The 23,650-nt window shown below is 35.3% G+C and carries 24 protein-coding genes; 4 read left to right on the top strand and 20 right to left on the bottom strand.

The annotated features are described in order from the left end of the window. The first annotated feature begins 26 nt into the window (after positions 1 to 26). Both pyrF and ACJJVU_RS11985 read left to right on the top strand, forming a co-directional pair. Positions 27 to 848: an orotidine-5'-phosphate decarboxylase gene (pyrF, locus tag ACJJVU_RS11990; RefSeq protein WP_405225756.1), complete on the top strand. Its 822-nt coding sequence runs from the start codon at positions 27 to 29 to the stop codon at positions 846 to 848. Position 849: 1 nt separating this feature from the next. Further along, positions 850 to 1,647 (top strand): ABC transporter substrate-binding protein, encoded by a 798-nt coding sequence (locus ACJJVU_RS11985; RefSeq protein WP_405225753.1) that lies wholly within the window; start codon positions 850 to 852, stop codon positions 1,645 to 1,647. Here the strand turns inward: ACJJVU_RS11985 and ACJJVU_RS11980 are convergent. The 3 genes from ACJJVU_RS11980 to purU all read right to left on the bottom strand — a co-directional run bounded on the left by ACJJVU_RS11980 (position 1,627) and on the right by purU (position 3,560). Then, positions 1,627 to 1,794, bottom strand: coding sequence for a Lacal_2735 family protein (locus ACJJVU_RS11980; protein ID WP_013749631.1), 168 nt, complete (start codon positions 1,792 to 1,794; stop codon positions 1,627 to 1,629). The two genes, ACJJVU_RS11985 and ACJJVU_RS11980, sit on opposite strands and share 21 nt — an antisense overlap. Positions 1,795 to 1,914: 120 nt before the next feature. Beyond that, on the bottom strand, positions 1,915 to 2,625 hold the full coding sequence (locus ACJJVU_RS11975) for a DUF4197 domain-containing protein (RefSeq protein WP_405225750.1): 711 nt from the start codon (positions 2,623 to 2,625) through the stop codon (positions 1,915 to 1,917). An 80-nt stretch (positions 2,626 to 2,705) separates the two neighbouring features. After that, a complete protein-coding gene (gene purU / locus ACJJVU_RS11970; protein ID WP_339848514.1) occupies positions 2,706 to 3,560 on the bottom strand; it encodes a formyltetrahydrofolate deformylase in 855 nt (284 codons plus the stop codon). A gap of 144 nt (positions 3,561 to 3,704) precedes the next feature. On the opposite strand from purU, the gene ACJJVU_RS11965 reads away from it, so the two are divergent. Continuing rightward, positions 3,705 to 7,130 carry a methylmalonyl-CoA mutase family protein gene (locus ACJJVU_RS11965; protein WP_405225746.1) on the top strand — a complete coding sequence of 1,142 codons (3,426 nt, stop codon included), beginning with the start codon at positions 3,705 to 3,707 and terminating at the stop codon, positions 7,128 to 7,130. A 65-nt stretch (positions 7,131 to 7,195) separates the two neighbouring features. Here ACJJVU_RS11965 and ACJJVU_RS11960 read toward each other — a convergent pair whose 3' ends face one another. The 17 genes from ACJJVU_RS11960 to ACJJVU_RS11880 form a co-directional block, all read right to left on the bottom strand. Next, complete coding sequence (locus ACJJVU_RS11960; RefSeq protein WP_405225743.1) at positions 7,196 to 8,302, bottom strand: two-component regulator propeller domain-containing protein; 1,107 nt, start codon at positions 8,300 to 8,302, stop codon at positions 7,196 to 7,198. A 147-nt stretch (positions 8,303 to 8,449) separates the two neighbouring features. Next, a complete protein-coding gene (locus tag ACJJVU_RS11955; protein ID WP_339848520.1) occupies positions 8,450 to 8,647 on the bottom strand; it encodes a hypothetical protein in 198 nt (65 codons plus the stop codon). Positions 8,648 to 8,789: 142 nt separating this feature from the next. Then, the gene (locus ACJJVU_RS11950; RefSeq protein ID WP_405225740.1) at positions 8,790 to 9,428 is read right to left on the bottom strand and encodes a hypothetical protein; all 639 of its coding nucleotides are present in this window, start codon (positions 9,426 to 9,428) and stop codon (positions 8,790 to 8,792) included. Positions 9,429 to 9,816: 388 nt separating this feature from the next. Further along, complete coding sequence (locus ACJJVU_RS11945) at positions 9,817 to 10,950, bottom strand: aspartyl protease family protein (protein ID WP_405225737.1); 1,134 nt, start codon at positions 10,948 to 10,950, stop codon at positions 9,817 to 9,819. Positions 10,951 to 11,567: 617 nt separating this feature from the next. After that, positions 11,568 to 12,587, bottom strand: coding sequence for a hypothetical protein (locus ACJJVU_RS11940; RefSeq protein ID WP_405225734.1), 1,020 nt, complete (start codon positions 12,585 to 12,587; stop codon positions 11,568 to 11,570). Between the two features lie 406 nt (positions 12,588 to 12,993). Further along, entirely contained in the window at positions 12,994 to 13,356 is a 363-nt protein-coding gene (locus tag ACJJVU_RS11935; protein WP_298325559.1) for a hypothetical protein, read from the bottom strand. 506 nt (positions 13,357 to 13,862) lie between these two features. Then, positions 13,863 to 14,159 (bottom strand): hypothetical protein, encoded by a 297-nt coding sequence (locus ACJJVU_RS11930; protein ID WP_405225731.1) that lies wholly within the window; start codon positions 14,157 to 14,159, stop codon positions 13,863 to 13,865. Positions 14,160 to 14,289: 130 nt separating this feature from the next. Then, complete coding sequence (locus tag ACJJVU_RS11925) at positions 14,290 to 14,952, bottom strand: CPBP family intramembrane glutamic endopeptidase (protein ID WP_405225728.1); 663 nt, start codon at positions 14,950 to 14,952, stop codon at positions 14,290 to 14,292. Between the two features lie 122 nt (positions 14,953 to 15,074). Beyond that, positions 15,075 to 15,911: a LytR/AlgR family response regulator transcription factor gene (locus ACJJVU_RS11920; protein WP_405225722.1), complete on the bottom strand. Its 837-nt coding sequence runs from the start codon at positions 15,909 to 15,911 to the stop codon at positions 15,075 to 15,077. Between the two features lie 150 nt (positions 15,912 to 16,061). After that, positions 16,062 to 16,247 carry a hypothetical protein gene (locus ACJJVU_RS11915; protein WP_405225720.1) on the bottom strand — a complete coding sequence of 62 codons (186 nt, stop codon included), beginning with the start codon at positions 16,245 to 16,247 and terminating at the stop codon, positions 16,062 to 16,064. A 42-nt stretch (positions 16,248 to 16,289) separates the two neighbouring features. Further along, positions 16,290 to 16,634, bottom strand: coding sequence for a hypothetical protein (locus ACJJVU_RS11910; RefSeq protein WP_405225717.1), 345 nt, complete (start codon positions 16,632 to 16,634; stop codon positions 16,290 to 16,292). 671 nt (positions 16,635 to 17,305) lie between these two features. Continuing rightward, on the bottom strand, positions 17,306 to 17,698 hold the full coding sequence (locus ACJJVU_RS11905) for a hypothetical protein (protein ID WP_405225714.1): 393 nt from the start codon (positions 17,696 to 17,698) through the stop codon (positions 17,306 to 17,308). Between the two features lie 426 nt (positions 17,699 to 18,124). Beyond that, positions 18,125 to 18,892, bottom strand: coding sequence for a hypothetical protein (locus tag ACJJVU_RS11900; protein ID WP_405225711.1), 768 nt, complete (start codon positions 18,890 to 18,892; stop codon positions 18,125 to 18,127). Positions 18,893 to 19,465: 573 nt separating this feature from the next. Then, a complete protein-coding gene (locus tag ACJJVU_RS11895; RefSeq protein WP_405225708.1) occupies positions 19,466 to 19,897 on the bottom strand; it encodes a hypothetical protein in 432 nt (143 codons plus the stop codon). 761 nt (positions 19,898 to 20,658) lie between these two features. Then, the gene (locus ACJJVU_RS11890; RefSeq protein ID WP_405225705.1) at positions 20,659 to 21,024 is read right to left on the bottom strand and encodes a nuclear transport factor 2 family protein; all 366 of its coding nucleotides are present in this window, start codon (positions 21,022 to 21,024) and stop codon (positions 20,659 to 20,661) included. Between the two features lie 11 nt (positions 21,025 to 21,035). Continuing rightward, entirely contained in the window at positions 21,036 to 21,776 is a 741-nt protein-coding gene (locus tag ACJJVU_RS11885; RefSeq protein ID WP_405225702.1) for an SDR family oxidoreductase, read from the bottom strand. Position 21,777: 1 nt separating this feature from the next. Then, positions 21,778 to 22,647 carry an SDR family oxidoreductase gene (locus ACJJVU_RS11880; protein WP_405225699.1) on the bottom strand — a complete coding sequence of 290 codons (870 nt, stop codon included), beginning with the start codon at positions 22,645 to 22,647 and terminating at the stop codon, positions 21,778 to 21,780. 126 nt (positions 22,648 to 22,773) lie between these two features. On the opposite strand from ACJJVU_RS11880, the gene ACJJVU_RS11875 reads away from it, so the two are divergent. Next, positions 22,774 to 23,229 (top strand): winged helix-turn-helix transcriptional regulator, encoded by a 456-nt coding sequence (locus ACJJVU_RS11875; RefSeq protein WP_405225696.1) that lies wholly within the window; start codon positions 22,774 to 22,776, stop codon positions 23,227 to 23,229. Positions 23,230 to 23,650: the final 421 nt, after the last annotated feature.

The following is a 23,650-nucleotide window of genomic DNA, read 5'->3' as shown; positions in this document are numbered from 1 at the left end:
ATTATCTAGACCTGAAATAAACGACAATGAAAACAGCTGATTTAATTACCCAGATTAAAAAGAAGCAATCTTTTTTAATAGTTGGTCTAGATACAGATCTTGATAAGATTCCTACGCATTTATTGAAAGAGGAAGATCCTATTTTTGCTTTTAACAAAGCGATTATAGATGCCACACACGATTTATGTGTAGGTTATAAACCTAATACTGCATTTTATGAAGCTTATGGTATCAAAGGATGGCAAGCGCTAGAGAAAACAATTAACTATATCAACGAAAAGTATCCAGAGCAATTCACGATTGCAGATGCAAAACGTGGAGATATAGGGAATACATCTACTCGATATGCTAAGGCATTTTTTGAGGACTTGAGCTTTGATTCTGTAACGGTTGCTCCATACATGGGTAAAGATTCTGTAGAGCCATTTCTGGCATTTAAAGACAAGCACACTATATTGCTTGCGCTTACTTCAAATAAGGGAGCCTTCGATTTTCAAACAAAGGAGATTGAGGGTAAAGAAGTGTACAAGCACGTACTTGAAACCTCAAAGTCATATACCAATAGTGAGCAGCTTATGTATGTAGTAGGTGCTACAAAAGCTGAGTACCTCACAGATATACGTGCTATTATTCCTGAGGCATTCTTACTCGTACCAGGTGTAGGAGCGCAGGGAGGCAGCCTGCGTGAAGTTTGTAAATACGGAATGACTAAAGATATAGGGCTTCTTGTTAACTCTTCTCGAGGTATTATTTACAATTCTCAAGGAGAAGACTTTGCAATCGCTGCGCGCAATGTTGCACAGCAAATGCAAGAAGAAATGAGAGAGCTCATTATAGAACATATCTAATATGAACATTACAGATCAAATAGGCACTCGTCTTGAGTTTGATCATACACCACTGCGCATTGTTTCTTTAGTACCTAGCCAGACAGAACTTCTAGTTCACCTGGGATTAGAAGAGCACATCGTAGGTGTTACAAAATTTTGTGTTCATCCATTGCATCTGCGTGGTGATAGAGAAGTAGTAGGAGGTACAAAGCAAGTAGATATTGTAAAAATAACCGCGCTACAGCCAGATATTATACTTTGCAATAAAGAAGAAAACACAAAAGAGATTGTAGAAAGTTTGCGAGCTATTGCTCCGGTACACACATCAGATATTATAAGCGTACAAGAGTCTTTAGATCTCATACTTCAATACGGAGCAATTTTTAAAAAAGAGGAAGAAGCTCAACAACTAGTTACAGCTATTACAGAAGAGCGCAATCAATTTTTAAAGGAGCTAAAGACATCTACTCAAGGTCATGTAGGCTACTTTATCTGGAAAGAACCAATAATGGTTGCCGGTGCACATACTTTTATAAACACACTATTAGAAGAAGCAGGTTTTAAAAATGCTTTTACCTCTTTAAAAGGTAGATACCCTGAGGTCCAAGCAGAGCAGTTAGTCAATCTTGATTACATCTTCTTATCATCAGAGCCTTTTCCGTTTAAGGAAGAACATATCGCATTATTTAAAAAAAATACCACTGCTAGAGTGGTATTAGTAGACGGTGAGTATTTCTCATGGTATGGGAGTAGGCTTCTTAAGGCATACTCATACTTTAGAAATTTACGATCTCAACTAGAATTGCAAGAACTTTAATTTTGAATCGAGTTGTAGCGCTTCAAAGGTGAGTACATCACTTTGCTCATGATCTGTGTACTTTAAATTGTAGGCCTCTTCTACAAGTTTTTTGTGCTTGCGCTCCATGTAGGTCTTGATGCGCTGGTGTTTATACTGGGAATTCATAATACAAGTAGGTTAATTTGGGGTTAAACTTATTTTCTCTACTTAAATGTATTAAAAAAAAACTAATTTGAAATACTATAACTACATAAAAATCAAGTAATTAATGTAAGAATAATCTTGTTAATCTTGAAGTGCAAATACGCGTTGTAAAAGATCTGTAGTTCTACTTTGTGTTTTTGTACGGATTTCCTTTTCTTCTACCGCAATCATTTTATAAACTCCTTCAAGAGCTTGTTGTGTTACATAATCTGTAAGGTCAGGGTTTACATCATTAGTAAGTGGTAACTCGTTATACTTTGTAATTAGGTTAGTCCATATTTGATCTGCACCTACTTTTGCAAAGCTATTTTTTATCACAGGATTAAACTTTCCATAAAGTGCTGTTTGTGTTTTTCCCTCTAAGTATGAGGTAGCAGCATTATCAGATCCTAATAAAATGTTACGCACATCTGTAAAAGTGATTTCTTTTACAGCATTTACAAAAATAGGCGTTGCTTCACTCACTGCATCTTCGGCAGCGCGGTTTAGGGCTTTGATACCTTCATCTGCAAGACTTCCTAAGCCTATTGCTCTAAGTGTGTTATCTACTTTTTGTAACTCTTCTGGAAGTAAGATTTTTACCAATTCGTTTTTATAAAACCCATCTGTAGACGTAAGTTTTGTTACCTGTTTATCAATTCCAAAGTCTAACGCTTGCTTGAGACCGTTACCTATCATTTGGTTACTAATTCCAGAAGTTCCAGTTTCTGTAGGTAAACTATCTATTACGCCTTGTAATTCGGCACAAGAGATTAGTGAAAATAAAGCAAATACAGCGATAATCTTTTTCATGATACTATGGGTTTTTAATGTGTGGTAAAGATAGTTTTTAATTGCGCTTTCGCGAAAGCGTAACTCAGCTTATTCATATGTTAAGTAAAAATCACCGTCTTATTACCGTAAACAAAACACTTGTGCTGTGCGTGTAATTTTATAGCTCTTGAGAGTACAATTTTCTCTAGGTCTCTACCTTTTGCAATAAGATCTGGAATGGTATGGCTGTGGGTTACACGTATGGTATCTTGCTCGATAATAGGGCCAGCGTCTAGTTCTTCTGTCACATAGTGACTAGTTGTACCTATAATTTTTACACCACGAGCAAATGCCGCATGATAAGGCTTTGCGCCTACAAAGGCAGGTAAAAAGGAGTGGTGTATGTTTATAATGCGATGCGTGTATTCACTTATAATAGTAGGCGTCACAATCTGCATATAGCGAGCAAGAACGATAAAATCAACCTTAAATTCTCGCAGTAAGTCTAGCTGTCGTTGCTCTGCGAGTGCCTTCGTATCTTTTGTAACGGGAATATGGTAAAATGGGATACCAAAATTTGCTGCGATATGAGCCAGGTCCTTGTGATTGCTCACAATAAACGGGATGTGTACTTGGAGTTCTCCAGCGTTATAACGACCCAGAATATCATAGAGGCAGTGGTCGTATTTTGAAACAAAAATTGCCATTTGCAATTTTTGTGTGGCAGGATATAACTGCCATTGCATCTCAAATGGATCTCCTATGTCTTGAGCGAAAGTTTTTGTAAAAAGCTCCACATTAAAATCTGCTTGTTCAAAAAAGCACTCTAGTCGCATGAAGAACACATTTTCTTGCGCATCTACATGTTGATCTATGTAGGTGGTGTTTCCGCCATGATCAAGTATGAAATTAGTCACAGAAGCGATGATTCCCTTTTGATCTTTGCAATGTATAAGCAGTGTAAGATGTGCCATAAATCAGATTTTTATCACCTCTAAATTGCAATTATTATAACGCAATTCAGCTATAAACAATCCTTTTTGTGTTATTCATATTCAAGCGTCGTTTTTACTGATTATTACGTAAATTTACATCATTAAACACACCAATAATTACAGATGGAACAAGCTACTCCTTACACACCAAAATATAAAGTTAGAATAGTTACTGCAGCTGCACTCTTTGATGGTCATGATGCCGCTATAAATATAATGCGTCGTATCATTCAGAGCACAGGCGTTGAGGTGATCCATTTGGGTCATGATCGCTCTGTAGAAGAAGTGGTAAATACCGCAATACAAGAAGATGCAAATGCAATTGCGATAACCTCTTATCAAGGTGGTCACAATGAGTATTTTAAATATATGTATGACCTTCTTAAAGAGAAGGGAGCATCGCATATTAAAATCTTCGGTGGTGGAGGTGGTGTGATCTTGCCAGAAGAGATACAAGAACTCATGGACTACGGGATTACCCGTATCTACGCTCCAGATGATGGTCGTGCCATGGGATTACAAGGGATGATTAATGACCTTGTACAACAATCTGACTATGCCATAGGAGATAAACTTGATGTAACTGTAGATAGCTTACGCGAAAAAGTGCCTACGGCAATCGCTAGAGTAATTTCTGCTGCCGAAAACTTTCCAGAGGTTGCAAAGGATACGCTTGACGCAATTCATAAAAAGAATGAAAACTCGCTTACACCCGTACTTGGTATTACAGGTACAGGAGGAGCAGGAAAGTCATCACTTGTAGACGAATTAGTACGAAGGTTTTTAATTGACTTCCCAGAGAAGCAAATAGGATTGATATCTGTAGATCCTTCTAAGCGAAAAACTGGAGGAGCATTACTAGGAGATCGTATCCGCATGAATGCGATTAATAGTGACCGTGTATACATGCGCTCACTAGCAACTCGCCAGAGTAACCTTGCACTTTCTAAGTATGTAGGAGAAGCGATAGAAGTATTAAAAGCAGCCGAGTATGACCTAATTATCCTTGAGACTTCGGGAATAGGACAGTCTGATACGGAGATTATAGAACACAGTGATGTTTCTTTATATGTGATGACACCAGAATTTGGTGCAGCAACACAGCTAGAGAAAATCGATATGCTTGATTTTGCAGATCTTGTTGCTATCAATAAGTTTGATAAGCGTGGATCACTAGATGCATTGCGCGATGTAAAGAAGCAATACATGCGCAATAATAACTTGTGGGATGTACATCAAGATGATTTGCCAGTATTTGGTACCATTGCGAGCCAGTTTAATGATCCAGGAATGAACACGCTTTATAAGCGTATCATGGAGAAAGTAAACGCAGTAAACGAGTCTGATCTTACTAGTACTTTTGAGATCAGCCAAGAGATGAGTGAGAAAATCTTTGTGATTCCTCCATCTCGTACGCGCTACCTAAGTGAGATTGCAGAGAGCAACCGTGCATATGACGCTTTCGCGAAAGCGCAACAAGAAACAGCACAACGTCTCTACGGAATTTATAAGACCATAGAAACTATTGCCGGTACAGCTCCAGCACTAGACAAAGCAGGAGTACAGTTAGCCGATTTCACTACTGAAAATACAGATGAAGATAAAGACCTTATCAAATTGTTGCTAGCACAGTTTGACCGAGTAAAAATGGATCTTGACCCGTATAACTGGGAAGTTATTACTGGGTGGGAAGAAAAAGTAAATAGATATAAAGCACCTGTGTATACCTTTAAGGTTAGAGATAAGGAGATTAAAATCCCTACGCACAGCGCATCGCTATCACATACAGAAATTCCTAAGATAGCATTACCTAAGTACCAAGCTTGGGGAGACATCTTAATCTGGTGTTTACAAGAAAACGTACCGGGAGAATTCCCATATACGGCAGGACTCTATCCTTTTAAACGTACAGGAGAAGATCCTACACGAATGTTTGCAGGAGAAGGAGGACCGGAACGTACAAACAGACGTTTTCACTATGTGAGTGCTGGATTACCGGCTAAGCGTTTGAGTACGGCTTTTGACTCTGTGACTTTGTATGGTAATGATCCAGGAATGCGTCCAGATATCTATGGGAAAATAGGAAATGCAGGAGTAAGTATTTGCTGTCTTGATGATGCAAAGAAGCTCTATTCTGGTTTCGACTTAAGTCATGCCATGACATCGGTAAGTATGACCATAAACGGGCCAGCACCTATGTTACTTGGTTTCTTTATGAATGCCGCTATCGATCAAAACTGTGAGAAGTACATTAAAGAAAACGAACTAGAAGCAGAGGTAGAAGCAAAGATTGCAGCTATCTATAAAGGAAAAACACGTCCAGCATACCAAGGCGATCTTCCAGAAGGAAACGACGGTCTAGGTTTAATGCTGCTGGGAGTAACGGGTGATCAAGTATTACCAGCAGATGTATACAGCCGCATAAAAGTAGAGACACTCACACAAGTGCGTGGTACAGTACAAGCAGATATCCTTAAAGAAGATCAGGCGCAAAATACATGTATCTTTTCTACAGAGTTTGCACTGCGCTTAATGGGAGATGTACAAGAGTATTTTATCGAGCAAAAGGTGCGTAACTTCTATAGTGTGTCTATTTCTGGATATCACATTGCAGAGGCAGGAGCAAACCCTATCACACAACTAGCACTTACATTGTCTAACGGATTTACGTATGTAGAGTACTACCTAAGCCGTGGGATGGATATCAATAAATTTGGTCCTAACTTATCGTTCTTTTTCTCAAACGGAATCGATCCAGAATATGCGGTTATAGGTCGTGTTGCTCGTAAGATCTGGGCAAAGGCAATGAAGGAAAAGTACAAAGCAAATCCTCGTGCACAGATGCTTAAGTACCACATCCAGACATCTGGGCGTAGCTTACACGCACAGGAGATTGACTTTAACGACATCCGTACTACATTACAAGCGTTATATGCGATTTATGACAACTGTAACTCGTTACACACAAATGCATATGACGAGGCGATTACAACGCCTACAGAAGAGAGTGTACGTCGTGCAATGGCAATACAGCTTATTATCAATAAAGAGCTAGGACTTACTAAAAACGAAAACCCAATACAGGGATCATTCATTATAGAAGAACTTACAGAGCTTGTAGAAGAAGCAGTCTTACTAGAATTTGACAGAATCACAGAGCGTGGCGGAGTATTAGGAGCCATGGAGACTATGTACCAGCGTTCAAAAATTCAAGAAGAAAGCTTGTATTATGAAACACTTAAGCATAACGGTGAGTTCCCAATAATAGGAGTAAATACTTTCTTGAGTTCAAAAGGAAGTCCGACAGTACGTCCAGCAGAAGTTATTAGAGCTACCGAAGAGGAGAAGCAATATCAAATCGATATGCTTAATCATCTTCATAAGGAGAAAGCAGATAAGATAGAAGCACAACTTGAGACCATACAAGATGCAGCGATTAATAACCGCAACATTTTTGAAGAACTTATGGAGGCGACTAAAGTTTGTTCTCTAGGGCAAATCACAAGTGCTCTCTTTGAAGTAGGAGGACAGTACCGTAGAAATATGTAAAAAGCATATCATTACTACAAAAAAGGCGACCCTTGGGTCGCCTTTTTTATTGATTTTTTTCAAGATTAATCCTTCCAAGGTCCGCTCTCGGTAACATGTATAAAGCGATTATCTTTTAATCTTGAGAGGCCAAGATATCCTCCTAGCCATATGGTTCCAGATGCATCCTCATAAATGCTTTGTATAGCATTGCTCTGCACGCCATCTGCCTCTGTAAAGTTTGTGAATTTCTTTCCATCATAACGATACACACCCGCATTCTCGGCAGGAAACCAGATGTTCCCTTTAGAGTCTTGAAAGAGCGACCAAACTTCTTCACCTGTAATGATACCATCTGTGGTAAAGTTGGTAAACTTAGATCCGTCATAGCGACTCACGCCTTTATGGTGTGTTGCAAACCAGATATCTCCTGTGCGATCTTCTAGCATATCATTTACATTATTTCCCGCAAGTCCATCTTTTGTAGATAAGGAATCTAGAGAAGTCCCATCCCAGATAAAGGCACCAGCGTTTGAAGCAAACCATAAGCGCCCCTTGGAATCTTCCATGACACTATGTACAATTTTAGTACTTGAAACACCTCTAGAATTATCTACTACAGTTTCTGGAAGAGGGAAAGGTTTAAAAGTAGTCCCATCAAAGCTATAGACGCCATTTAAATCCCCTATCCACAACGTTCCTTCAGCGTCCAGCAACATACTCCATACATTACTTTCTTTAAGTCCTTGCGCTTCTGTGTAGTTTATAAAAGAAGGTTTTCCTGTTGTTGTAGATGTAGTCAAGTCAAGCGATGTAATTCCTCTATTGGTCCCAAACCATATCTTACCATTTTTATCTTCCAAAATCGCTCGCACCGCTTCTCCATTAAAACCTTCGTCTATAGAAAAGTAGTCTACGCTCGTTCCATCATATCGTATCACACCGTCACCATTAGTTCCCATCCACATCGTTCCTTGCGAATCTTGAAAGATTCTTCGTATGAATTGGCTTAATGGAGGAGGAGCCAAATCAATTACAGTAGGTCCCATTGTTGTTTTGGTAGCTGAGGTCGTATCGCTCAAGGCGAAATGAGAAGCTTCATCTGTAATAGGCGTTGGTATCGATTCTTTACAAGAAATGCTAAGCAGTAGCACTATAGAAAATACAATCAAAGTAATTCTGCCGAAGGTCATAGCAATATTTTTAAGTGTGGATACTTAAAAGTAAACTATTCAAATCAATTAGTAAGTGAGATGATTACTGATTGTCTTTTGTCCAGATAGTCTCAAAAGTCTCACACACAATGAGCATATTATCTATGGCTTTAATCAATTTTTGGCTTATTGGATTTTATAAATCCAAAGTGATTCACCTAAAGGCTCTGCTGGGCTTAGGCCACACTCTTCAGCTCTTTCTATACTTTCTGGATCATTGATGTTAATCATTAATTGGTCAGGACAATTGTCATCACTTGAGCAACCTGTTACTACAGTTATGATCAATATTATTAACAAGTATTCAAAAGCTTTTTTTATCATATTATTTTTGTTGGGTCTTCTAGAACAAGCTGAACATGGAGAAAATTAAGCTCCTTAAGACTTGCATAATAGCTAATTGGTTTTAGTTTGTGGTCTTGTTTGTTTAGGCTAAATATGTGGTGATTAATTTATCGAGTTTTCTTTAGTCCTGCCAACTTTTGAGTTCGCCATTTTCAAAGTACAAATACCTGTTTTTATATACCCATTGTTCATGCACACCCCAACTCCCAGTTGTTCGGTTAATATCAAGTGGTCTGCCAATACTTAATTTTGTCATGTCCTTAGTCATCCCTATCCAAATTCTGTGATTAAAAATTTTGTCAGCTACTTTTTCACCATATTTTTTTTTAATTCGATTTTTATCATGACCCTCTTTTATTTTGGTCATAGTTTCATTATCAACTAAATACATGTCGTGGATATATCCTTTAATTGAATCTTTTTCAATCAACCAATAACCTTCAAAATAGTCATAGATTATTATGGGTTGACCTTTAGGTATATACCCAATAATATCACCATATACATAAGGTTTGTTGCTGACTTTTGCTTCTGAACGAGTTGTTGTTTGAGTTAAACTGATATTTTGAACATTTAAATCTTCATTTTTATATTTTAAAGAATTTATTTGAACATCAATTTTTCTTATTGAATCATTTATCTCCGCCTTTATGATAATAAATTCATGTTTGATTTTTTCTAATCTTTCAATTTCAGTGTTTTGAGAGAATACAGTATTGAAACTTACCAGAACGATACATGCAAATAATATTTTTTTCATTTTGAGATTTAAATTTCAATTGGATAATTATGAATAACAGCTCTTTGCACAAAAGCAGTTCAAATTTAAACTGCTGGTTTGCTTTAGTTTATGGTTTTGTTTGTTTGGACTAAATATACAATGAATTTTAGAGTTGTGCGCCGCGCGTAGAGTTTTCAAACTTGCTTGTAATGAGTGTGCTTTCGCGAAAGCGTAACTTGAGTATAAGTAAAGAGAAAAACTAGTTTCTTAACAGTAGCAAATAAGCTCTTAAAACAAGCCTTTGCCATCATAAAATCAGGAAGACCATACCATGAAAACTATAAATCAAGGTTAGCTTAAAAGCTTGTGCTGAGCGCAGCCAAAGTAGGATTGTTTTTTTAGCTTATTTCGTAGTTTGCAATAGTGCTTATTTTAGTAGCTCTAATTTCCTGATGTCGTAAATGAAAATTTCCTTATCTCTTTTAACCTTAATTTTTATTTTTCCGCTTTTTTCGTACTCCCAATTTCCATTATTTATCAATTCACAAAAATCGAATTTTGAAAACTTTGTAAAATCAGTTTTATTTATTTCTAATATTTCGTCTCCAATTTCTAATTTTCCATAAGAACTAGAATTGTTAAATATGACTCCAACAACTAATTTATTGTCTTTTAAATTTGGCTTAAATCCAAAATCTTCAATAGAATCGTAATCATAATTTTCGATTTTTTTTAGGAATATCTGGTTATTTCTCCAATCTAATATGATGTTAAAATTCTTCAAAAAACCTGTTCCTACAATATTTGAATACTCCCTAAATTGGATGATTTTGCCATTAAAAGAAGTATCTCCAATTCTTAAGCTTTTACTTTTTGCATAATAAGTTGTATCAGATTTTGCGATACCACTTACACCATATGTATTTGAACCTTTTGTGAAAGTACTATTTAGGTTTACATCCTCTTTCTTTAATTGGTGATAAAAATTTTTTGGTAAAGTTATTTCTCCATTTGAACCAGTATCAAAAGTTATATTATTAATTTCAGTACCATTCACTAATAAACTAATTAAAGGAGTACTTGATATTTTTGGGTTGAATTTTAATACTTCATAATCACTAGATATATCTAGTTTTGAAATGTTATCTGTTAAAGTAATTGTTTGATTTTTATAATCAATTTTCCAAAAAGCTTCTTTCATAAGGTTAGCACCAATGATACCATCAAGTTTGATACATTCCATTACATCTGAAGAACTCAAATCTTGTACTATTGCTCCAGTATTTAGAAAATTAACTAAACCAATTTTAACATTAGAAAGAGAAACATATTTCTGGTCTGCTGACGTATTCCCCCCTGAATCTCTAACATTTCCTTTTGCTTTTGTCGTTAAGCTCAATTTTTTTGCAAACTCTAATGAAATAATATTTGGAGCTCCTGTGTCAAATAAAAAATTTCCTTTCATTCCGTTTATTTGCACCTCTAGAACTGGTAATCCTGCACGAAATTCAAATGGAGTTGTTATAAAAAAATCTTTCTGTTCAGTTTTTCCAGATTTCATTAATTGTAATTGTTTAAGTGAATTACAACTTGTGAGTAGGATTGCAAATATTAAAATATAATGACTTTTCATAAATTCTAGGTAACAGCCACTACATAAAGAGAATGCAGCTCCCGATAGCTATCGGGATTGCTGATTTGCTTTAGTTTATGGTCTTGTTTGTTTGATCTAAATATACAATGAATTTTGGAGTTGTGTGCCGCGCGTAGAGCTTTAAACTTGCCTCCGACGAGTGAGAAATTAACTATTTTGGGAATTTCCTAGAACGCAACTGCGTTGGATGTGGCTTATCTTGAGATGAAAAATAGGTCCTTTGGAAATTAGCCTCCACGGTTAAGTTAAGGGTAGTGGAGGGGCAAGCAATTTTTTTGTTTTTATCTGCGACTTGCCTAAGGCTTATTGTTTTGAGTTATTCCAAAGCTAAACCATAAGATTTTGCAACATCACAGATATACTCAGACCTTTCGATGTAGCCCTAAAGTCACCATTATGTTTAGGTTTTGTTGTCTTTAGAATTGGCACACAACAATAAGAGCATTTCTCCTTGCTAGCTATATCCGTCTAAACAAATAATGTAAAAGCTCAATAATAAAATTAAACTAGGTAACAGTTTACTTTTATTCAAGTTCCTTAATAGATTCACACATTTTATTGAAAAACTTTTGTGGTTCGTCTACATGAAATGAGATTGTTGTAAAATTATTTTTTATGCCATATAGACTATAAAGAATTCCAGTCTTTTTTAGAGTTAGGGTCACATTATGATTCTCATGTTTACCAAAAATGGAAAGTCTACTCCCTTTTTGGTATTTATTTTTTGAAGAAAGCACAATACTTTTAATGTTGCTTAACTCAATAGAAGTTTCTTTTATTATGCCATATCTTAAATGAAGAATATCTTCTTCAAAAGAGATTGGTCTTTTAATGATAGATTTCAGGAAACCTAGAATTTGTAGTAATGAATAGATACTTAAAAAGGTGATTAGCCATGCCTTTGGATTGCCCTCTTGCTCTAAGATATAATGAAAGACCGTAGTTTCTACGCCGATGATTAGCATAATGCCCAAGAATATTGAAATAGAAGTACTTTTTTTATGGATTGAAAATTCTCCATTTTTTAACGAACGGCGTTTCCACTTTATAATACCATAGTACACTACTGTAATTTCTGTCGCAATTATTCTCGCCATAAAATTAGGGAGAAGGTCTCGAGAAATTGTTTTTACAACAGTATAAAAATCTATATAATTGCCCCTATTTAGGTTGTAGTTTAATCGTGCCTTTCGAAGGTTTATTAGAATATAAGCGATAATTCCAACTTCTAAAATAGGCAATAGCCAGGCGCCTAAAAATGGCAATACGGTTTGATTTTCTGTGGGTATTATTTTGTAACAGATAAAAAGACCAATAATTACAACTAGAATAACTGTTTGCTTTGGAATTTCCTTTTTTCTAATTAAAAAGAAATAAATCAATGGAACGGTTAGCATTAAGTCTATAGTTATCCCCACAGAAATCAAACTAGGATTTGCTAAAAACTGAGTTGATTTTGAAAAAAGGATTAATACGCTTATAAGTGCAAGCGGAATTAAGAAAGGTATAACTTGATTCTTAAAATCGATGTTTCTAATATCCATAGAGATATATTAAAATTATATTATTCTTCTAATTTTGTCCTGCCATCAGGCCACTGCATAAGTCACACACGATTTTCCATAGCTATCAGGATTGCTGATTTATTTTGATTTGCAATCCTGTTTGTTTGATCTAAATATACAATGAATTTTGGAGTTGCTGCTGTACGTAGCACTTTCAAAGTTGGCTATTACGCTTTCGCGAAAGCGTAACCCAAGTATGGGAAGTGAAGAGCATTTGTTATAGTAGCAAACAAGGACTTAAAGCAAGTCTTAGCCATCATAAAATCAGGAAAACCTACGATGAAAACTATAGATTAAAACTAGTTTAAAAGCTTGTGCTGATCGTAGTCGAAGTAGACTTGTTTTTTACCTCAGTTCTTTGTTGGCAATAGTTTTTTTCGCTCAGTTAGTTACCATTGCTTTTCAGCGTTTCTATTTTCGGTATTTTTTTAACATCGGCATTACCATCAAGAGAGAAAAATTCAAGTTCAGTTGGCATTTCTTCAGTTCCGAAAATTGATATTCCAATCGGATTTCCATTATCATCTTCAGCGTAATAATCAATCCATAATTTTTTATTGGATTGAACTTCTAAATTTATTGAATTTCCCAATAGTATTGTCGGACAAATTCCGCAACCACATCTTGCGATGACTTTCAAACCTTTAATTTGGGTTAACCATTCTTTTTTTTCTTTTTCGCACAAATATGTTAAAAACTCAATTTCATATTTTGTCAATTCGCGTTTTTCTGGAATACTGTATTTCACTTCGCAACTATTTGGTCAATCGATTTTTCGTCCACTTTTAGAGCTTTCAAAATTTCTCTTGCTTTGATTTTATCCTTTTTCATTGCTTTATCAAACTCACTTAAAAGTCCAGAAATGTATAATCTTTCATTTACAGTTGCGCCGTTTAAATTAGTACTTTCGGCTTTGCGGTATATTTCCTCGATGTTCGCTTAATATTATTGCTAGCAGGCCACTGCATAAAGCGAGTGCGGCATACTTGGACAAGCTCAGTACAAGCTTTGCTGGTTTGCTTTAATTTCGGTCTTGTTTGTTTGGACTAAATATACAATGAATTATAATGTTACCTGATTTACATATAGACTTCACATCTGTAAATGACAATCACATTTTCGCGAAAGCGTAAAAACCAACAATGATAATTTCCTCTATGTGAAAAGAAAACTGTTGAAATATTTTTGTGCGAAATCTATTTGAAACTTAGACCAGAAGTATGATGGTTCCTTTATTTTCTTTTTATGCTAGAACTAATTTAAATCAGAATTTAAAATAATGCGATAGCCTATAATGTCTTTTGGTAAGTCATTACGATCATCATTTTCTATATGCATCATAAAGTAATTACTTTTTGCTCTCACAGGTCCTTGTACTGTCCAGAATTGGCCTAATTTATTAGCTTTTAATAGTATTTCATAGACCGCAGTTTTATAGTCTCTAGCTTTATATGAAAGATTGATTGCAAAAGACTTTGTACCATTAGCTTCGGGAAACTGAGTAGTATAATCATCACTATTGAGGTCTACCTCCTTTGAGGTGTCAAACAATTGGACGATTTTTTGAATTAGCACATCAGGTTTGTCGTTCTGATACCTTATAAAAATAATAAGCTGTTGCGGCATTTTGGCGTAATTGCTCTTGTGGTTTTCATTAAAAGTAATGAATAAATTGAGATCGCTATGCTAGGCCAAAGTAAAAACTTAAAATACCTAGTGTGTTGAAAATGCCATGTGTCATAATCATAAACCACAAGTCGTATTTGCGCTTGTAGAATATGATAGATAAGAGTGCTCCTATAATTACTACAACAAGTTGCCCCGTGATTCCTTGCTGCATGTGCATATATCCGAAAAAGCCACAAATGACTAGAATATTAATAGCAAGACTGATGTTGCTATCTCCAAAGAACTTGACGAACTGTCGCATAAGATAACCTCGAAAAATAATTTCTTCTCCAAATCCCGCAGTAACCCAAACTATCAATAACCAGACGATTGTGATTTGAAGATCTCCTTCTAACTGGCTCATGCTGGAATAATCAATAGGAACTCCTGTGAGCATCTCGATTCCCGGAACCACAGCAAAGACATAAAAAATAAAGAGTGCCAGTGCAACTAACGGAGCATGCACAAGGAGATTTTTTGCATTGAAATTATCACGTTTAAACCCAAGTGCCGTAAATGGTTTTCCTTTGTATTCTATATAATTTGCTATAATGATGATCATAGAGATAATTATATTTTCAAAAGGTGTTCTGGTAATTGGTCCAAAGTACATGAAACAAATAATGGCAAGGGTAACTAATGGAATTACTATTTGTCGTACGGTAAGTTTGTTCATTTTCTTGATTTTAAATTCAATACGAAATAATGAACTTAAACTCTGAAAAACCCTTTAAACGCTGATGTTTTTACTGAATGGTCGCAAATTGATAACTGAATAGCAGACTGTGTCGTTGCATGTTACTGAAACCAATTCATAAATGCTTCTCGCTTATAACGGCTAATGGTGATATTATGGATTGCTTTGTTTTCAATAGCAGTCTTTAACTGGACGCGCAACTTGCCATTTTCAATCTTTTCAATGTGGTCTACTGCATCTTTGTGGAGGATGATTTGCCTGTTGGCTCTAAAAAATAATTGATCGTTTATCTTTTCTTCAAGCGCATTTAATGTGAAATCTGAGGTAATTGTTTTACCATCTATTTGAACAGCATAAACAATTTTATTTTCGCTGTAAAAGCAAGCAATATTATCATACGAAAGCTTCGTTATTGTTGCGCCACTTTCAATAGTGATTTCGGCATCTTTTATGGACAGCTTATATAAATTATAGATATCTAGGGAATATGCAAACCCTATGAGAATGAAACTTACCAACAAGGTAACTAGCAGTCCAGTTAGTAAGTAATAGAATTCAGTTTCTCCTCCCGCAATTTTATTTAAAAGTATACCTAACGGGATATACATGATGGTAATATATCCAAGCGTAGTGACCATATACCATGAGATAGACTTGATTTCTACCTTTTTTGAGAAATACTTTCTCTCGTAAAATTTAAAATTAAGATACGCTATAATCCCAATGAATGTACACAAGGCAAGAGACGATAGAAAACCTTCCATTGGAAATCGATATGACTCACCGTCTGGGAAACTCTCTCGCGTTGCCAGATGATTAACCACTAAAGAGAAAATCATGAATAGCATTACTTTTTTAAACAAATTCCATGCAGCTCTACGGGTAGTTGAGTGGTCACGCGTGTTGGGAGTATTCTTGGCTGGTTGTTTAGTACTCATGAATAAGAAGCTCCGTTTTAGTAAGTCTGTTGCTAGTAGATGCGATTTGTGTTTAGGTAGCTAGTCGTATATGTTTAAATAAGATAGCTTGGAGAAAGATACTAGCTTTAAGAATTACAAAGGCTGAATTATTAATTATTCTGAATCTCGTTACTCTTTAATTTCTCTATTTTGGGTAATACTTTTAAATAATTTATAAGCATACAAGACTGCAATTAAGGTTAAGAGGATACAAATTAAATACTTCTCTTCTGCGTAATAACTTAATGCACCAACGACTCCAAAGGCAGTCCATAGGAGGTTTGTAAGGGTGTCGTTTTTGAGTAGGTTTTTCATAGGTTTTTAAGTCGGTTCTTTGTTAGTAAACGTTTAACAAGATTAAAATATCAGATGTTCTAATTGATTCCTAGTTAAAAATAAAAATAACACAATTGAAAGTGCAATCAAGTTAGTTTTGAATTTCAAGTGTTCTTGTTTGCGGTATTGCTGAATTATTGAATAGATTGAAATTCCACCAACGATTAACATTGGGAAATAATTTATTATTAAATCAACATACCACAATTGAGCTATTCTACTTGAGCCTTCCCCTGAACCATATAAAAGAAAGAAAGCAATAATCTCAATTAGAAATAGAAGTATAATCAGTCCAGTAAATAGAATTGTCCGAATTCCAATTCCGAGATAATTTGTTTTAACGTTTAAAAATTCGGTCAGATTCATCCGTTAAAAGTTTCAGTTGGTAAATTCAGACAAATGATTGTAGAAACGATATGTATTCCAAATATTAGGATAGTCCATTTCCCTTTTTTAACTATCAAAAATCCGTAAACAGGAATTTGAAGAATGGCAATGATTATTGGCACAATTCCGATTTTATTATTCAGCACACTTATTATCATTGAATACGGATAAACGACTTTCGCTGGCCAATAAAAACCGTGTCCACTACCCATTGAAAGCACTATAAATGCTAAAATAAGAAGGGTTGTTAATGTTATGAAGATTATTTTTTTCAATGTCTGGTAACACGCCACTGCATAAAGCGAGAGGGGCTCCCGATAGCTATCGGGATTGCTGGTTTGCTTTACTTTGCGGTCTTGTTTGTTTGATATAAATATACAATGAATTTTGGAGTTGTGCGCCGCTCTTAGCGGTTTCAAAGTTGATAGCAAGAAGTACGCTTTCGCGAAAGCATATTAAGTATGAGTAAAGAGAAAAACTAATACTTCTAATAGCGGCAAACAAGCTTTTAAAACAAGACTTTGCCATTATTAAATCAGGAATACCCTTTGACGAATATTATAGATCAAGATTAGCTTAAAAGCATGTATTGAGTGTAGTCGAAGTAGGCTTGTTTTTTAACTCAGTTTTTGGGCGGCAATAGTTTTATGCTATTTTTCTGTTTTAATCGGATTAGTTCTAAAAATATAAGTAAAAAGTATTGCAAAAAGTACATACATTATTGTGAGCGAAATAAAAATTTCTGAATGCTCTTGGATATGGGAAACGACTTTAACAAGCGCAATTGCCCCAACTCCAAAATGCATGAGATTTCCAATAGCAATTGGTTTATTATAAATCCCTCCGATTAGCGTTCCTCTTCCCATCCAATTTAAAATTCCAAAACCCATGTAAAACGCACTCATTATTTTCAAAAAGAGTATTGTAATAATGTTTGGCTCTATATTCAGATAATCTGCTATTTCATTGGGTAAAAAAGAAAGAAGGATTCCAGTAATTGCCAAAAATAAGGCGCTTGAGGTCATTACTATTTTAGTGATCATTTTTTTGATTTAGTGATAATGTATGTTAGACGCTCTACATTAAAATTGTTACAAATTATTCCATACAGCTCACTACATAAAGCGAGTGCATCTCCCGATAGCTATCGGGATTGCTAGTTTGCTTTAGTTTGTGATCTTGTTGTTTGATCTAAAATATACAATGAATTTTGGAGTTGCTGCTGTACGTAGTATTTTCAAAGTTGATTGTAAGAATTGCGCTTTTGCGAAAACGTAATGAGATTTGATTAAAAATAAAACTAGTTCTTATCACAGTAGCAAATAAGCACTTAAAGCAAGTCTTTGCTATCATAAAATCAGGAAGATACTATGACGTCAGTTACAGATGGATATTAGTTTAAAAGCATGTACTGAGCGTAGTCGAAGTAGGCTTGTTTTTTAACTCAGTTCTTTGTTGTACCACGTTTTTTATTCACTATAAATAGCTAATCTTATTTTCCTATAATCACTCGAATTACTGCCCAACATAAATAGATATGCTTTATTCTTTTTTCCATTTAGCCATTTAATTCCGTCTCGAAAATTTGATTTTGCAGTATCTGAAGCAATTTCGATAAAACTTGGTTCTCCAAGCTTGGAAGTCAGCTGTTTTTTTAGTCCATTATATTTTTTGCTGAACTTCTGAGTGTCAGATTTATTTGTTTTTCTCAATTCAGTCCACTCGTACATAACAACTCTAACAATACTATCCGATTCCGTATAGAAATATTCTGTTTCTAATTCAAATTTTCCATTTTCTATTCGGTTGTATGTTTTTGGCGTTTCAAGTTTATAATTCTTTTCGTTCGGATAAATGCTTTCTCCAATACTTATTTTATGTTTTGGGGTTTTGTCAATCGAACCAAATTCAAGTTCAATTTTATCCGCTTTGGGGGCAGTCAATTTATTAAAATCCGCAAATCTTTCTGCTTGGAATATTTCTTTATTCGTAGCGCAAGAAATTAGAATCAAACTAATAATTGTCGGTATGTAAAATGTTTTTCTCAAATGTGGTACAACAGGCCACTGCATAAAGCGAGTGCGGCATACTTCGACAAGCTCAGTACAAGCCTTGCTGATTTGCTTTAATTTATGGTCTGGTTTGTTTGGACTAAATATACAATGAATTTTGGAGTTGTGCGCCGCGCGTAGAGCTTTCAAAAATGTCTCATTCGCTTTATGCTGTAGTTCTTGCATCCGACGAGTGAGGTACGAACGAGAGGAATGCACAGGCGCAACAACATTTGAGCTTTCTATAATTATGATGTGTACCTAAGACATTTTTGAGCCCTGCCTCCGACGAGCATAGCGAGAGGAAGGCATTAAAGAATCGCTTAGTCATGCCATAACTGATAGTTAATTGAAAGACAGCAAGAGCTTTAAAATCCTAGCAGATTAACTTTAACTTGATCTATACCCAAATCTTCGATATTTCAACGACTTTTGAGGTGTTCTGATTTTGAAGTGGAGCCATACGACGGCGGGAATTTACAAGTATGCTACTGCCTTGGATGTGGCTTATCTTGAGATGAAAAACATGTCCCTTGGCAATCAGCCGTCCACGACTGAGCTAAGCGTAGTGCGGTGGCAAGGAAACCTTTCGTTTCCGTATTAGCACTAAGCTAAAGCTTATTGTTTAGTTTTATTTTTTCTTGTCCAAAGCTAAATCCATAAGATTTTGCGACTTCATAAATATACACAGACCTTTCGGTTTTGCCCTAAAGTCCGCATTACGTTTAGGTTTTGTTGTACCCAGTTTTGTGCGCAATCTTATAACCGTGATTCAAGATTCTTTCTAAAGATTCCAGTTTTTTTTAAATTTATAATAGCAGGAATAAACATATAAGGGCTAAATGCAGCTCCTTTTGGCGGGTTTGTGATTATAGCAGGGCGATTGTATAGAACATTTTTTTTATCATCTAACTCAATTACGTATTGAGAATTAGTCCAATGTTTTTCAAAGACTTTAATTGCATAACTGGCAGCACCATCTATTTGTAATTTATTTTCGGTACTTTTTATTGATTCTAGAGTAAAGTTTTCGAAAAGATACTTTTCAATTAAATCCAATGAATCAATTGAAAAATCCAAATTGCATTTTAATTCGGTATTTAAGCCATTTCTCCAATCCAAAATCCTTTCGTCAATCAGGTCCACCCACGCATCGAAATTTAGTTTTTTCATTTCTTTTGAACTATTCATTTAATCCCGCAAGTTTTAGAATATATATTTTTTTAAATTGGGTACAACAGGCCACTGCATAAAGCGAGTGCGGCATTTTGCTGGATATCCTGTATTTATTTGTTTATTAATTGATTGTCTAAATATACAGTTATTTGTGGTTCTGTCGCCGCGCGTGGAGCTTTCAAATCCCGATGTACTTCGGGACGCTTTATGCTGTAGTTGTGGCTGGTTGCAACAACGTTTGAGCTTTCTATAATTATGATGTACAAATAAAGACGTTTTTGAGCCCTGCCTCCGACGAGCATAGCGAGAGGAAGGCATCAAAGAACCGCTTAGTCAGCACATAACGAATAATCAATAATAAGACACAAAGAGCTTTAAAATCCTAGCGGATTTGCTCTAACTCGATCTATACTCAACCCTTCGATATTTCAACGACTTTTGAGGTGTTTTGATTTTGAAGTGGAGCCATACGACGGCGGGAATTTCCAGTATGCTACTGCCTTGGATGTGGCTTATCTTGAGATGAAAAACATGTCCTTTGGCAATCAGCCGCCACGTTGTTGTATATGGTTTGTTGCGTGGTTTAGCACGTAATTTAGCAAATAAAAACCGAATAGAAAATTCGCAAGGATTTTCGTAAGTAGGCTAGAACTAGCAATAAATTATATACGGTGTTGGCAACTGGCTTTTAATCATTGCGTCAATAAAAAATCACAGTAATAATGAAACATACTACTGTGATTTTCGAAATAAAATTAATTTGTTAAAAGACTGAATTATAAATTTGGATAATTATCTACTTCAAAGAAACCTGTTATATCTTTTAATTTATTGTTTTCAACTAGCACAAAACTAGACCCACCATCAATTACTTCTTGGTTTTCATTAAGAGTGTTCCATTTTACTAGATTTTTGTTGTGATGAGAAACCACATTTGCTTGGGCAAAAGTTATACCTGGAGATTGCTTATGAAATTCAGCAATATAGTCAGAAACCTCATTGAGTCCGCTTAATTCTATTAAAGGGTCTGTGTAACGGAAGTCATCAGCTAAAATTGTTTTCAATAATTCATCTCTTTTTGTTCGTTCGGTTATAGCCCAACTTTCACTCCAAATATCAAATACTTCTTTAAAATTTTTCATTTTTTTATCTTTTAAAATTCTTGAATAGTAGGGCGAATTACGAGTTCGTTAATATCTACATCTGCAGGTTGTTCAATAGCGTAAGCCACAGCTCTTGCAATGGAAATTGCAGGAATGGCATCTTTGTAAACTTGCTGTATAAATTGTGAAGTGCCCTCATCTGAACTTCCTAATTGTAGTTCAGAATCTATTAAACCCGGTGAAAGAATAGTGGTTCTAATATCTTTACCAACCTCTTGCCTTAATCCTTCACTTATGGCACGCACTGCGTATTTAGTTCCGCTATACACTGCTCCGCCTGGACTTACTTTTAATCCAGCAACAGATGCTAAATTGATAAAGTGACCCGATTTTTGTTTTTCAAATTCTGGCAAGGCTGCAGCAATACCGTATAACACACCTTTTATGTTAACATCGATCATACTATCCCATTCGTTAACTTTTAAAGCACTCAATGGAGCTAATGGCATAATACCGGCATTATTGACCATAACATCAATTTTACCAAAACTGTCAATGGCTTTTTTTACCAAGGCTTTTACATCACTCGCATTGGTAACATCTGTTCTTAAAATTTCAACAGCACCTCCATTTTGTTTAATTTCCGATGCAACTTTTTCTAATTTTTCTACTCTACGAGCACCTAATACTACTTTTGCTCCTTTTTCTGCCAAATAATGCGCTGTAGCTTCTCCTAATCCGCTACTTCCTCCTGTAATGACTACTACTTTACCTGTTATGCTATTGTTCATTTTATTTGATTTTTGTTTCTAATAAATACTCTAATTTGTAATTGTTTAAAGACTCATCTTGTATAGACTGCGTTAGTTCATTAACCTTGTCTGCACCAAATGGTAATCCAACTGTTGTACGGGTTGGTCTTGAGCCTTGAGACATTTCTGCCAGTTTTAAATAAACTTCTGCAACTATACTAGGTTGTGGAATATCTTCTGACTGCATTAACTCACCAAATCCTTCAACCATACTGCCAAGAATCTTTTGTAATTCTGGGTTCTCTGCTACAATTTCTGCTCTAGCTTCTGGAACAAATGAATTTCCTAAATTAGTAGCAAATGGTCCTGGTTCTACTAAAATAGATTCTACTCCAGTAGGTGCCAATTCATATTTTGAACTTTGTGTATATGCTTCTACAGCTGCTTTAGATGCGCTATAAGTGGCTGCAAACGGTGCAGGTACTCTACCATAAGCAGATGTTGTGTTAATTATTAACCCTTTTCCTGCTTTACGCATAGTTGGTAATACTGCCTGAGAGGTTCTAATAATACCATAATAGTTTATGTTCATTAAGTCATCTGCTTGGGCTACACTAAACGCCTCTGCAATTCCTAAATGCATAATACCAGCGTTGTTTATTAAAACATCTATGGTACCTTCTTCTTTAATTATGCTGTCCATTGCTTTTGTAACGGAGTCGTCATTAGCAACATCCATAGCTACAACCTTAACGTTTGAAGAATAATTTTCCAGTTCTTGTTTCTTTTCAGAATTGCTTCCGTCAGGATTTCTCATTGTTGCATAAACCTTATAACCGTTGTCTGCAAATAGTTTTGCAGAGAGGTATCCAAATCCGTTACTGCTTCCTGTGATAATTACATTTTTCATTTTTATTTGTTCTATATATTATTTTTTACTTTTAAATCGCAAGCAAAAATATATGCATTACTTTTACTATGCAAGTAAAAATCAAATTAGTTTCATTTTGCAAGTAAAAAAATAAAAATTGTACCTTTGCAATCAATTATTAATACATTAGGTATAATGGAACATAAATTCAGATGTAATTGCCCTATAACTGTTGCTCTCGATGTTATTGGCGATAAATGGGCTTTGGTTATTGTTAAACAAATGCTGACTGAAGGAAAAAAAACATTTAAAGATTTTATTGAGAGTGAAGAAGCTATTGCTACTAACATATTGTCTTCAAGATTAAAAATGCTTGAAGAGTTTAAGATTATCACAAAAGATAAACTGCCAGATAATAAGAAAACCAATATTTATGCTTTAACTGAAAAAGGTGTAGACCTAATGCCAATAATAGCAGAATTATCTCTTTGGAGCGATAAGCACGTTAGAGAGTTTTATCCAGAATTATATTCTGGTGAAACACTTCAAATTATAAAAAACAATAAAGAGGGTTTTATTAATAAAAAAATTGAAGACTATAAGTTAGAAAATTGGAAATAGAGTGAAGTTTGTGCTACCGTTCCAACTAGTTAATTTAATTTTTAACGGTGAAATATTTTAGCTTTTTGCCAACAGGCCACTGCATAAAGCGAGTGCGGCTCCCGATAGCTATCGGGATTGCTGGGTAGCCTGTATTTATTTGTTTATTAATTGATTGTCTAAATATACAGTTATTTGTGGTTCCTTCGCCGCGCATAGAGCTTTCAAAAATGTCGTATTCGCGTTATGTAATAGTTGTGGCTGGTTGCAACCACGTCTCGAGCTTTCTATAATTTAGATGCAAGCCCTAGGCATTTTTGAGTAGTGGCCTGTGGCGGCTGATTGGTAGGGTGGGAGCTTTAAAATCCTAGCGGATTTACTCTAACTTGATCTATACCCAACTCTTCGATATTTCAACGACTTTAGATGTATTCTGATTTTG

Source organism: Dokdonia sp. Asnod1-B02 (assembly GCF_045063955.1).
GTDB lineage: Bacteria > Bacteroidota > Bacteroidia > Flavobacteriales > Flavobacteriaceae > Dokdonia.
The sequence above is the reverse complement of the archived record's forward strand: the minus strand, read 5'-3'. Positions and strand labels throughout refer to the sequence as shown.